General features: G+C 45.2%; 11 protein-coding genes. 6 read left to right on the top strand and 5 right to left on the bottom strand.

Annotation, left to right across the window (positions count from 1 at the left end; all coding sequences use genetic code 11):
- Positions 1–105: 105 nt before the first annotated feature.
- Positions 106–1,272, bottom strand: coding sequence for a D-alanyl-D-alanine carboxypeptidase family protein (locus tag J3492_RS03280; protein ID WP_207989843.1), 1,167 nt, complete (start codon positions 1,270–1,272; stop codon positions 106–108).
- A 422-nt stretch (positions 1,273–1,694) separates the two neighbouring features.
- Positions 1,695–1,973: an MCR_0457 family protein gene (locus J3492_RS13180; protein ID WP_243453072.1), complete on the bottom strand. Its 279-nt coding sequence runs from the start codon at positions 1,971–1,973 to the stop codon at positions 1,695–1,697.
- Here J3492_RS13180 and J3492_RS13175 point away from each other — a divergent pair.
- From J3492_RS13175 to folD, 4 genes are all read left to right on the top strand, one after another.
- Positions 1,972–2,130 carry a hypothetical protein gene (locus J3492_RS13175; RefSeq protein WP_243453071.1) on the top strand — a complete coding sequence of 53 codons (159 nt, stop codon included), beginning with the start codon at positions 1,972–1,974 and terminating at the stop codon, positions 2,128–2,130. The genes J3492_RS13180 and J3492_RS13175 overlap by 2 nt on opposite strands.
- Positions 2,131–2,622: 492 nt before the next feature.
- On the top strand, positions 2,623–3,471 hold the full coding sequence (surE, locus tag J3492_RS03270) for a 5'/3'-nucleotidase SurE (protein WP_207989839.1): 849 nt from the start codon (positions 2,623–2,625) through the stop codon (positions 3,469–3,471).
- A 131-nt stretch (positions 3,472–3,602) separates the two neighbouring features.
- Positions 3,603–4,394, top strand: a complete 792-nt coding sequence (locus J3492_RS03265; protein ID WP_207989831.1) for a LysM peptidoglycan-binding domain-containing M23 family metallopeptidase — start codon at positions 3,603–3,605, stop codon at positions 4,392–4,394.
- A 244-nt stretch (positions 4,395–4,638) separates the two neighbouring features.
- Positions 4,639–5,511: a bifunctional methylenetetrahydrofolate dehydrogenase/methenyltetrahydrofolate cyclohydrolase FolD gene (gene folD, locus J3492_RS03260; protein ID WP_207989830.1), complete on the top strand. Its 873-nt coding sequence runs from the start codon at positions 4,639–4,641 to the stop codon at positions 5,509–5,511.
- Between the two features lie 155 nt (positions 5,512–5,666).
- On the opposite strand, the gene J3492_RS03255 is transcribed toward folD, so the two are convergent.
- The 3 genes from J3492_RS03255 to J3492_RS03245 all read right to left on the bottom strand — a co-directional run bounded on the left by J3492_RS03255 (position 5,667) and on the right by J3492_RS03245 (position 9,416).
- Positions 5,667–7,127 carry a di-heme oxidoredictase family protein gene (locus J3492_RS03255; RefSeq protein ID WP_207989828.1) on the bottom strand — a complete coding sequence of 487 codons (1,461 nt, stop codon included), beginning with the start codon at positions 7,125–7,127 and terminating at the stop codon, positions 5,667–5,669.
- Positions 7,128–7,279: 152 nt separating this feature from the next.
- On the bottom strand, positions 7,280–8,884 hold the full coding sequence (locus J3492_RS03250) for an RCC1 domain-containing protein (protein ID WP_207989826.1): 1,605 nt from the start codon (positions 8,882–8,884) through the stop codon (positions 7,280–7,282).
- Positions 8,885–9,026: 142 nt separating this feature from the next.
- Positions 9,027–9,416, bottom strand: coding sequence for a DUF2237 family protein (locus J3492_RS03245; protein ID WP_207989823.1), 390 nt, complete (start codon positions 9,414–9,416; stop codon positions 9,027–9,029).
- Between the two features lie 675 nt (positions 9,417–10,091).
- On the opposite strand from J3492_RS03245, the gene J3492_RS03240 reads away from it, so the two are divergent.
- Positions 10,092–11,399: an ATP phosphoribosyltransferase regulatory subunit gene (locus J3492_RS03240; RefSeq protein ID WP_207989821.1), complete on the top strand. Its 1,308-nt coding sequence runs from the start codon at positions 10,092–10,094 to the stop codon at positions 11,397–11,399.
- 241 nt (positions 11,400–11,640) lie between these two features.
- Positions 11,641–12,930 carry an adenylosuccinate synthase gene (locus tag J3492_RS03235; protein ID WP_207989819.1) on the top strand — a complete coding sequence of 430 codons (1,290 nt, stop codon included), beginning with the start codon at positions 11,641–11,643 and terminating at the stop codon, positions 12,928–12,930.
- Positions 12,931–13,110 lie beyond the last annotated feature (180 nt).

Below are 13,110 nucleotides of genomic sequence, written 5' to 3'. Positions count from 1 at the left end.
CTGGTGATAAATAATGAGCAGTAAACGATATTAAACTCAAAAAAAGCGCTTATGATAAAGCGCTTTTTTAATTACTGCCTTTTAAATGGTTATATGAACACAAGACTAAAACAAGTTCTGTGCCCAACGTACCACATGTTGCCACATGCGACTGATAAAGCCTGACTGCTCGATATCATTGGTTGCGACGATAGGTACGGATGCTATCGCTTTACCATCAATGACAGCCATCATTTTACCGACTTGCTGACCTTTTTTGAGTGGTGCTTCTATACTTTCAGGAATATCGACAACAGTAGTGATTTTGTTTTTTTGGGTTTTGCTGGTCAAAACTTGTAGTGTGTCACCGGTGACCAGCTCAATCTCATCTGCCTCACCGAACCATACAGGTAGCTTACTCACAAACTGACCAGCAGGCGCTTTGGTGACGGTTGTAAAGTGCCCAAAACCCCAGTTGAGCAGCTCACGAGATTGATCGGCCCGAGCTTGCGGACTTTTGGTGCCCATAATGACAGATATTAGACGCATATCATTACGGTCGCTTGATGCCACCAAGCAGTAACCGGCAGCATTGGTATGGCCGGTTTTTAGACCATCAACGGTAGAGTCTGTAGCCAGGAGGGCGTTGCGATTGCCTTGCGTAATACCGTTATAAGTAAACTCTTTTTCGGCATAAATATCATAGTAATCGCCGCTGTTTTTGATGATAGCACGGGCCAGCTTTGCCAAGTCCAAGGCAGAGGCTTCGTGACCCTCATCAGGCATACCGGTGGCATTGACAAAGTGCGTATTGTCCATGCCAAGCTTCTCAGCTTGCTCATTCATCAATATCGCAAATGAGGCCTCACTACCGGCGATATACTCAGCCATGGCTTTTGAAGCGTCGTTGCCCGATTGAATGATGATGCCACGCAGCATATCGATCACACTTGCTGTTTGGTTTACGGGTACATACATACAAGATTGACTACTGCTACCACGGCACCAAGCGTTTTCACTCATCAGCACTTGTTCGTCTTCGCTCAAGTCACCAGAGCTTAGGCGCTGTTCGATGATGTAGCTGGTCATCATTTTAGTCAGTGACGCCGGCGGCAAGGGTTGATTGGCATTCTTTTGAGCTAATATTTCACCGGTATTATAATCCATCAATACATAGGCGGTGTTGTCCATCTCAGGCGGCTGAATAGCTGCATTTGCCATCACTGCACCAAAAGAAACACTCACACCGACCACCAACTGCACGAGCTGGTTTTTTACACGCTTTACTGTCATAAACTGTTACACCACATCATGAAACCCAATGCGCCTATTCTCATAGCGATAGCGTTTTAACAGCCGCTAAAGTATACAAAATAGGCATAAAATTAACGCCTTATCTTAGCAAAATACCGGTCAAGGAGAAATATATAAATAACATAAAATAAGACCTTGATAAGGCTAGCAAGAATAGTCTAAAAGCCAGCCTGCAGCAATAGCCATAATCGCTTTTGGCCCAATTAATTGTATACCGCAATGAATAAAAAGCTTGCTTTGCCCTGAGTTATGCGGTCAGAGCAAAGCAAGCTTTGATTTGGATTGATATAACAAATCAATCGTTAAAAGTGAGTCACAGAAGCGGTTTGTTTTTGCAGCTCTCTGTGTTTTTAGCTGCCTCATCTGTACCCATGTTTATAAACACTGCAATGCGGTTGTCATTAGTAGCTTGCATTTGCCAAGTCTACACACAGCGCTTTGTTGTCTTGTTTAGAAAAGCTCAACGTCCAGCTGCGCATACTTTGAAGAATTTGGCGATAGTCTTGCTGCGTCGATAAGTATTGAATCGCAGCTTTAGGATCTTCTAGAGTAGGCATCAACTCTTTTAGCTGATGATTATACGACTTGTAGAATCGCTGTTTTTGATTGCCATTGAGCATAGGGGGGCAGATTTCAGAAAGCACTTGCATCACAGCAATTTCGTGTTTGGTAATATTCATGCCAGACATGTCTAGTGGTATGGTTGAAACGTTATTAGCAGCAGTTGCTGACTGTGACAGTATAGCAGTGGATGTTATCAGCCCAGCAATGCCAATTTTTGAAGCAATTGTTATCATTGTTTTTGTGGTCATAGGAACTGTAGATAATATCGATTGAGTCTTCATTCAGTATCACACTCACTTTGCGTTATTTGATGGTCTTATGGTAATTGGAATAAAAACAAAAGTCACATAAAATATTGGTTTATGTGTAGATGTCTTGTGACCCTAGAACGTTTTGTAGCAACATATCGGTAGCATCTGAGAGTAAGTTACCTCACTTTAATCGCTACGTTGTGCATTGTTGCCTATTGTATCCAAAGAAGCAACAAATAGGGTGACGCTATAGTGTTTATTGTAGGCGTTTATAGTGCAGGTTGATACTTAAGTAGCTGCTCACACTTGGTTTATGAATGTGCACTATTGCGCTATACTCAGCCGCCAACTGCCGGCGTTTATGATAGCACTTGCAGTCACAGGGTCTGAAGTTAGGCCATTTTATATTATAATGACGTCTGATAATACGGGTTTGATATTTTTTCATAACCCGTTACGGTAGTGACATTATGAATGTGCCACACACCTGAAGATAGGAATACATTGAGCTGATATGAAGTTTTTAATTAGTAATGATGATGGGGTGTATGCGCCAGGCCTGTTAGCACTATATCGAGCATTATCCAAAATCGGCGAGGTGGTGGTGGTTGCACCCAATGCAGAGCATAGCGGTAGTGCCAGCTCTCTACATATCTCTCAGCCGTTGTATGCGCAAAAGCTGGCATCGGGCTTTATATCAGTAAATGGCTCACCCGCTGATTGTGTTTATTTGGCTCTAAATCAGCTGTACTGTGAGACTCGCTTTGATTGTGTGATTACTGGCATCAATGCAGGAGATAATTTAGGTCAAAATGTGCATTATTCAGGAACCTTTGGTGCCGCATTAACCGCTCAGGTCTTTGGAGTGCCAGCAATTGCCACCTCATTGGTGGGCGGTACTATGAGTGACGATGAGCAACAAAGAAGTCGTTATGATCTAGCGGCAGCAGAGATCGTCAAGCTGCTGACTGAAACCTCTATCTTGGACGTCATCGGTCAGCTGCCTGAGCATGTATTGAATGTTAATATACCGCCCATAACATGTGCCAAAGATATCAAAGGTCGCAAAGTTACAAGTATAGGGTATCGGCAGATAGAGCAGCCAGTACATCATATTGTCGACCCACGTGGCCGAGAGGCGTACTGGTTGAGTCTACGTAAGCGTCAGCCACTAAGCAGTGAAACTGAGCCGTTTCAACCCCTAACACCAGAATCCGCTACAGACTGTGACGATGCTGCTGGTCATACTGTGGTATATACTGACTATCAGGCAGTTACTGCAGGATATATTAGCTTATCTCCTATCAGACTGAGCCATACACCGACCACAACCCTCAATACTTTCTTGAATACAACCTTGTAGTCTACAGGCGTTGCAAAATGTTGCTTTTATTATAAATGTCCGTAAATTATGGCTATAATAGCGACTGTATACCTCTACAACAACGCCTTAACATAGAGAATGCCCTAATATAAAAGATAGGAAAACCTTGTATGAAAAAGCTTACTTCTAAAACACAGCTTGCTACAGCAGCGGTGATTGGCACTCTTGCGCTTGTCATGACAGGCTGTGCAACTAAGCCGACTTATCAAAGTGCCACGCACTCAAGGCCTACCATTATTACAAACAGCCAAGGCGTGCCTAACTATCATCTGGTAAAGCGGGGTGATACAGTCAGTCAAATCGCAGCACGTTATCGCTTAAATTATCGGCAGATTGGTGCACTAAACAATCTCGATAGTAAGTATACGATCTATACTGGCCAATGGCTCAAGCTGTGGCACGGTGATCAGCGAGCGCCTGCCCGTCCTGCTCATAACAACACCTACAATGTCAATACAACGCCAACGACCCCGCAGCCCCAATACACACCGCCGGCTAACCCCACACCTGCTTATCAAGCCACAGCCAATGCAACGTCAGGATACGAGTATCCCAGTCGCAACCAAGTGATTCGTAACTTCGATGCCGCGTCTGGCAATATGGGTATGTGGTTTGCAGGCAAGATGGGCGATCCTGTACTCGCCAGCCAAAGTGGTACGGTACTATACTCAGGGGATGGTCTACCCGAATATGGCAATCTTATTATGATTCGTCATAGTGACAGCTATATCACAGCTTACGCTCACAACAGCCAGCTACTGGTAAAAGAGGGCGACTCTGTACAGCGGGGTCAACGCATTGCTAATATGGGCAGCAGCGGCCAAACCAATCAAGTTGCTTTAGAGTTCCAAGTGCGACTAAATGGCAACCCTATAGACCCCCGTGCTGTACTAGGACGTTAACCCACATACCTTAACTTAAATACCTTGTCTAAATAAGCCACTGATAAGAGTAAGAGTGTTGCTAGAGCGTGTCCTGCTTTTCGAGACTTGGATGCGCTCTACTTACTCTTTATAAAAACAGATTAAGTTATAAAAGCAGGTCGAGGCTTAAGTGACAGCAAAGGCTAGGTTTTTGTTGATGAGACAGGTACAATAGGCAAGCTTAATTTAACGTGATTTATCATGATTCTCTATTGGAGTTACTATGTCGACTGCCCAAGAGTCTGCTACCATTTTGGACGGCAAAGCACTTGCTAAACAAATAGAACAGTTACTACGCACACGCGTGGACGCCATCAAAGAAAAAACAGGACGCACGCCAAGCTTAGCGACTATATTGGTCGGTGATGACCCTGCCTCTGCCACTTATGTACGCATGAAAGGCAATGCCTGTAAGCGGGTCGGTATGGACTCTATTCGAGTAGAGATGCCGAGTGCTACTACCACAGCGCAGTTGATGGCTAAGATTGATGAGCTAAATAACAATCCTGATGTACATGGTATCTTGCTCCAACATCCCGTGCCCGATCACATCGATGAGCGTGCTTGTTTTGAGCAGATTGATCTAGCTAAAGATGTGGACGGCGTGACTTGTTTGGGCTTTGGGCGCATGAGTATGCAAGAATCCGCTTATGGCTCATGTACACCGCAAGGCATCATGCACTTATTAGATCATTACGATATTGAGCTGGCTGGCAAACAAGCTGTGGTCGTAGGGCGTAGTCCCATTTTGGGTAAGCCGATGGCGATGATGCTACTCAATGCCAATTGCACTGTGACCATGTGTCATTCAAAAACCCAAGACTTAGCAGCACACATCAAGCGTGCAGATATCGTCGTTGGGGCAGTAGGGGTGCCAGAGCTTATCAAAGCTGAATGGATCAAAGAAGGTGCGGTGGTGATTGATGCAGGTTTTCATCCAACAGATGATGGCGGTGTTGGTGATATCGAATTACGTGGTGTAGAAAACTTGGCCAGTGCTTATACGCCAGTACCTGGCGGCGTAGGGCCGATGACTATCAACACTTTGATTCGTCAAACGGTTGATGCTGCTGAGAAATCTGCAGGTTTGGTATAAAAACGTTAAAGCAAGCATAACTGATAATCAATAAAAAAGGGGCTAACCGTTCAAGTGTTAGCCCCTTTTTTACTACCCTCAATAACTTACTACCCTCAATAATGCTCTTAATAAAGAAGATGTCGGTCAGTCACAACGACTTACGGCGTATCTCGCTAAATACTATGCAAAAACCTGAGTAAGTTTTCTTTTTCTGCATCAGTCAACTGTGTAAAGCGTGTTTTGACTGCTTCAGCTTCGCCCCCATGCCACAATATGGCTTCTGTAATACTGCGAGCCCGCCCATCATGTAAGAAGCGTGCCTCTGGATCACGGGCAACGATGCCGATACCCCAAAGTGGTGGGGTGCGCCATTCATAGCTTTCAGCGTTCTTTTCTTTGACCCCATCATCGAGCCCTAGACCCATGTCATGTAAAAGCAGGTCAGTATAAGGATAAATCGTTTGCTGTGATAAAAGTGGAAATCGAATGCTCTCTCCCGTTTTTTGTTTAGGCGTATGACAGCTCGCACACCCGACTTCAGCAAATAAGTTAGCCCCTTGATTAAAAGCCTGTAAGTCGTCTATTCGTCTTTCAGGTACAGCCAATGCGGTCATAAAGTCAACCACGGCATCCAAACTGCTGTCTGATACTTCAGGACTGCCTCCGTTTTCTGCTGTCCAGCAAATAGGTTGATTGACAGTGCAGTTAGGCTCTATAAATACGGATGTGGTCAGTCCCATATCTTGCGACATGGCATTGGCGTTTTGTGTACGTAGGCTTGAATTAATGGCTTTCCAACCAAAGCGCCCCACTTGCTGTTGATTGCCCTCATAGACCCAGTGTACACGACCACGGATACCATCTTGGTTATGATCGTCAGGATCGGCTGCGGCAATAATATCAGCATCAGATATTAGGTCGAGTAGGCCCATACCGACAAGCTGTGGAGAGATGCGCCCACTAATGGCGTTGCTTCCCAAAGGTTGATTGCTGTCAGCAGGGGTGAACATAAACTTGGTACCAGCGGGTGTATCTGGAGTGGCTGTAGTATGCGTATATTGCATCTTACCCTCAGGAGCAATACTTGGGTCAATGCTTTGATGCTGCAGTTGTTCGCCATAGTAATGATGGGCGATACCTTGCTTATCACCTAATCGAAATAAAATAGCATCGCTCAACTCGCCATTGGGGAGATATGTGGCTTTGCGCCCAGCATCGCTATGACATTGGGTACAGGCATTAGCATTAAATAAGGGGCCGACACCATCGAAGAGTGCACGTCCTTCGTTTGCTGGTGTCCATTGAGTAATAAATAGCTCGCGTCCAGTTGAAACACCACCCAAAAGGTGACTCGGTAGCTTAGGGATGATTTGCAAAAACGGACGTGCCACATCAGAGTTGATGGTGGCTGCGCCGCCAGCTGGTAGCCAGTGTGTATGCGTCTCTTGGTTACTATTATCATCAGGTAAGACTGGTAAGTTAGGGGAGGTCGAAGTACTGTCGTCTGAACCACCACAAGCAGTCAGTGCTATGCTGAGCGTTAACAGAGTCGTACGCATAATAATGGGCAAAGATACAGCTGATGCTTGTTTAGAGAATCGCTCAGGTGTTGTGAGGTGATGCAATAAAGGCATGGTATTACCTAAAAAAGTGTCATAATTGGATACAATGCTGATAATAAGCTGTCTAACGGATAAAGGGACGACATAGTATATGTGCCCTTTTATCGCTTATTATGGCGTTTTATAAGATTTGGCTTGGCCAGTATATTGCTATGACGCTGGTGTCAGTTTGGCAGGCTAATAGGGATAGGGGTGTTGTACATCCAGATATGGGCGGCGTCTGCACTACCTAATGAACCCTCAAAGCTCCAACCCCAAGTGAATAAATTACCATCAGGGTTTTGAGTGTCTGGTTTTTCGTGAGCAATAAGATGCATCGCTCCCATCGCCATATTGTCGACAGCCGTCAAGCTGGTTAGCTTGTCAGTCGGCTCATCTAAATCATTATAAATGGTCTTACCGGCACTGTTGGTCTCACCAAACATACCCCATGGATAGACCTTGCCATTATTCAGTAAGGCGTAGCTGGCATTACCATTGGCATAGATACGGCGCACCTCCTTGTCCACAAACCAAGGAAGTTTGGTCGGGGTCGTGACGATACGGTCCCAAGCCTGTTCAGTATCAGAGAAGTTTTCGCCGTTATAGCCAACTTGGCTACTGGCATTGAGACCCCAGCCATAAACTGAGTTGTTATTGGTTAATGCCAAAACATGATCACGGCCAGCGGCTAACTGGATGACGACTTCAGTGTGACCCTCTGCGACATCATCTGCCTGAATCACTGGAATGCGTATAGGTTTGGTGTGTACATTGAGACAATTGTGGTTGCTGGTGCATTCTTGACCTTTGCCAAGATTGGCATAAGCATCGCTACCCCAGCCCCAAACTTGACCTTTATCATCAAGGGCGTAAGAGCTGTTTGCGCTGGCCACAACTTGGACAATGTGACCGGCATCTAGAGTAGAAAAGTCAACTTGAACTGGGGTGCTGCTCTCAGTCGTCAAGCCATTACCAAGCTGTCCTTGACCATTGGCACCAAACGCCCAAACTGAGCCGTCTTTAGTTAAGACTAGGTTGTGCTTATAGCCAGCTGCGGTCATGACGGCATTGTTGATGTCGGCTATAGCGCCTATATCAAGTCGGCAGTCATCTGAACGAACACAGTCATGACGACCTGTATCACCACGCCCTAACTGGCCATATTTATCTTCGCCCCAACTATATACTTGCCCCTTTTGGTCAATAGCTAATGAGTGATTTTGGTTGAAGCTAATGCTAGCAAGATTGTTTGGGGCTCGGCTCATCAATGCAGGTGTTGCTGGGTGCACACTGACATCTGTCAGTTTTGTGGTCATATTGAGGCCAGTCTGACCATAATTATTGCGTCCCCAGCCATATAATTGTCCGTCTTTGATAGCTCCTGTATGCGAGCCACCTGCTGCAACCTTGTCACCCACATAGATCGTCTTAGTTGACTGGGTCGTGTTATCAGACCTGTCAGTTGCCGTCAAAGTCAGTTGATTGGTGCCTAGAGCCAATAAAATACTCTCACTAAAGAAGCCTTCTTGATCAAGGGTAAGTGATTTCTCTGGTTCATCATTGAGCTGATAGGTTAGTGATTGTATTCCTCCAGTGTCTTTGACTTGCCCAGCTATAAACACCGCTGCCACACTTGAGTAACCATCCTCAAAATGGTGGTCAGTAATCAAAAGAGGCGGGGTGACATCGCTTATCTCAATGTCACCGTTATCATTATCACCGCAGGCGCTGAGCAAGAGGGCAGTAATCGAAAGTGCTAAAGCTTGGCCTAAACGGGATAAATGCATAAAAACCTCAATAGATAATGAAAAGTAACCATACTGGCAATCGATAAGTGTTTGAGTAATATCTGCGCAAGAATAGTTGCAAATGATATTACAAACGATAATCATTATCAATATAAATTTAGAGGTATTTAAGATTTAGGCGTTATATGGCATAGCGTTTTAGAGTATCGATATCTACTAAGCTTAACAAGCTTTCGTGACAGGCTTCCAATTTGATTTGTGGCGCAATATCAAAGTCTAAAGCTTCGACCCAACGCAGCGCACAGATACACCAAAAGTCACCCGGCTTAAGACCAGGGAAGTTATATTCAGGCAATGGCGTAATAAGATCGTTGCCACGAACGGCCGAAAAGTTTAAGAATTCGCTGCTCATTTTTGCACAGACGGTGTGTTGGCCAACGTCATGGTTGCCAGTATGGCAAAACCCATTGCGATAGTAGCCGGTAATAGGGTCAAAGCAACAGCTGGCCAGCGCAGTGCCTAAGACGTTGGTTTGATTGATGGCGGGATTAGGATGATAATCAGATGACATAGCGCCTCCGAGATAAGTGATGTTATAAAGGTGAATCAGTGTATATCTTTAGAACGTGGCAAAGATTCGACTGTGATACTGACAGAGGTTGTCCGTAAGGGTTTGATAGAAGCTAGCTTCTTGTAAACATGACAGTGAATTTACGCATTGAGCCAGTAAACGACAATCTAAACAGGGCCAATAAAGCCCTGCTGTGGCTGAAAGCGGATGCATACTCGAGGAGTAGTGTAACACGGGATCTAGAGGGTATTGTAACCCAAAAGTTGCGATACTCGTGTTTAAGACGCTCTAGGATGTTTTTCAATAGGCATAAATAGACATATAGTTAAATCGCCCTAATAATATGCATGTGTCGACTTTATGTCGGACGGCCTATCGCTAATAAGTTAAAAACAGGTGAGATATTGGGTGCAATTGTGACTAGGCGAAACTAGGCTGCTATGCTAAACTAAAACCTAAAGTGCCTTGATCATTTATCGCATTGGTATAATCGTTTTATCATTCCAGATATATACTCTCAATTCTTATTTTTTGGTATCACCTAGTTTGTTTATCATAATTGGGTTGATGATGTTGCGTTTAAAAAATGCAAACCGTTTATTACTGATGTGATCATCAACATAACCTTATAATGCCGCGTTTTTTGGTAAGCGATACGCCAAACAAGGATTTATTGTGTCTGCAAGTTCTGATTCAGCTGTTCCCGACGTAGTACGCTCTAATAATACCGCAATTCAGCCTGCCGAAAATGGCACAGCAATTAGTGGTGGGCCGCATCTCAGTAATTTTCATCTAAGTAACTTCAGCGCCGAAGTTGCCAACAGTTGGCTCTTGCCTGATGGGGTGGTCGATGTGTTGTTTGAGGATGCACAAAAGCAAGAAGTGCTACGGCACAAGTTGACTCAGCAGCTCATTACTCATGGTTATCAGTTGGTATGCCCGCCAATGATTGAGTATACCGAGTCTTTATTGAGCCAAGCATCAGAAGATCTTAAACGCCAGACCTTTAAAATTATTGACCAACTGACGGGTCGACTCATGGGCGTGCGTGCTGATATCACGCCACAGATATTACGTATCGATGCGCACTGGGGCGGCGAAGGTATCGCTCGTTACTGCTATGCTGGCGATGTGATTCACACCTTACCATCAGGGCTGTTTGGCTCTCGAACACCGCTACAGCTGGGCGCAGAGATATTTGGCTGCGCTTCATTAAGTGCAGATATCGAGCTGATCGATGTGTTGTTTACGATGATAAACGATCTAAACATGAGTGCTGCACTGCATATCGACTTAGGCCATGTCGCTATATTTAAACGTTTGGCCACCCTGGCCAAGCTGCCAGATACAGACACTAAGCAGCTGATGCATCTGTATGCCAACAAAAACTTACCAGAGCTAAAACGGGTTTGTGAAGCCTTGCCGATGGGTGATGACTTTTATGCATTGGCACGTTTTGGGCATGATATGTCGCTGCTACTGGCCAAGCTGTCTGCCACTGCGCAACAAGATAGCGCCATAGCTACCGCTGTCGACGAGCTACAGCGCTTAAAAACGCACCTGCAGCAGCGCTGGCAGTGTGAGGTAAGTATCGATATCACTGAGCTTTCAGGCTATCACTATCATACAGGGATCATATTTAACGGTTATATCAATAGTGAGACTCAGCCTTTGGTACGGGGCGGCCGTTTTGATGGTATGCAGAGCCATAATGAACAGCCACGAGATGCCACAGGCTTTAGTCTAGACGTCAGCCGTTTGCTGGCTCACACCCAACTTGATGCACCCAAAATCGTGGTCGTGAATCATGCAGACATGAGTCATGCAGATGCAGCAAAGACAACCGCATTATATGAGCAAGTACAGACTTTACGCCAACAAGGCTATCGGGTCGTTATGCCTTTGAATCAGCAGGATTGCCCAGCCGGTTTAACGCACCGTTTGAGTGTCCTTGATGGTCAATGGCAACTACAAACCGTATAGCTTTGCTGCTTTGTACTTAACATTAATATCACTAATTTATAGCGCCATACTCAGTGTGAATGTTTTCTAAGGCGTTATTTTATAGTCAAGCCATCACATGACGACTACATTAACAATGCAGGCGAGTGTCTCTTAACGGATATTATTTAATAAGTGTCTGGGTAGGGCTTCTCACGCTGAGCGTGTCGTCGTTTTGTCGTGTCAGACTGAGTACTTCAATACATTATTGTAAGGATTAATCATGGGTAAGAATGTCGTAGTTTTAGGAAGCCAATGGGGCGATGAAGGTAAGGGCAAGATTGTCGATTTGCTCACCGAAAAGGCTTCAGCCGTTGCACGTTTCCAAGGCGGTCACAATGCAGGCCATACATTGGTTGTCGATGGCGAAACCACGGTATTGCATCTGATTCCATCGGGTATCCTACGTGCCGGTGTTACTTGCTTCATTGGTAACGGTGTGGTGCTGGCCCCAGACGCACTGCTAAAAGAGATGAAAGCGCTAGAAGGTAACAATGTGCCAGTACGTGAGCGCTTACGTATCTCGCCAAACTGTCCTCTGATCATGCCTTATCATGTGGCACTTGACCAAGCGCGTGAAGCCAAACGTGGTACGGGTAAAATCGGTACGACAGGCCGCGGCATTGGTCCTGCTTATGAAGACAAAGTGGCTCGCCGTGCTATCAAGCTTGCTGACTTGTTCCGTGATGATTTAGAAGAAAAGCTTCGTAACCTAATCGAGTATCATAACTTTCAATTGACTCAGTACTATAAAGTCGACGCCATCGATTTTGATGAGACCCTCAAACTGTGCCAAGAGTGGAAAGAAGAGCTGACAGGTCTGGTGACAGATGTGACTGAGGAGCTCAATCAAATGCGCCTTGAAGGCAAAAACTTGATGTTTGAAGGCGCACAAGGGACGTTACTTGATATTGACCATGGTACTTATCCGTTTGTGACCAGCTCAAGTGTTACCGCAGGTGGCGTGTCTACTGGTACCGGTATCGGCCCATTGTATTTAGACTACGTGCTCGGTATCACCAAAGCCTATACCACACGTGTCGGCAGCGGTCCATTCCCAACAGAGCTGTTTGACGATGTTGGCGCTCATTTGGCGAGAGTTGGTCATGAGTTTGGTGCGACGACTGGTCGTGCTCGCCGCTGTGGTTGGTTTGATGCTGAAGCATTACGCCGTGCTGTGGTACTGAACTCCTTATCAGGCATTTGCTTGACCAAGCTTGATGTTCTAGACGGTCTTGATGAGCTGCTTATCGGTGTCGGTTATGAGCTACCAGAGACCGAGTGTGCAGGTGCGCATGATGCTGAGTTTTATGAATCAGTGACACCTAAATATGAGACGTTAGAAGGTTGGAGCGAGTCGACGGTTGGTATCACCAACTATGATGACTTGCCCGAAAATGCCAAAAAATATATCAAACGTATTGAGGCGCTGATCGACTGTCCTATCGATATCATCTCGACTGGTCCTGACCGTGAAGAAACGATCGTACTGCGCGATCCGTATGATGCGTAAACAATAAAACGACATCAGTAAGTAAACAGACTTCGATGCTTAACTTAAGCGTCGGAGTTTGTTTTTTTGGACTATCAGTATTTTAAAAGCCTTAACTTTAGCAGGTTCACTATATAGAAAAGTAAGTGTTGGGTTTACGTTTATATCAACGATGATCTTAAATTAACCCTATCATTTATA

This window comes from Psychrobacter coccoides (assembly GCF_017498085.1).
Lineage (GTDB): Bacteria > Pseudomonadota > Gammaproteobacteria > Pseudomonadales > Moraxellaceae > Psychrobacter > Psychrobacter coccoides.
Note: the sequence above shows the minus strand (reverse complement) of the source record. Positions and strands in the feature narration are given on the sequence as shown.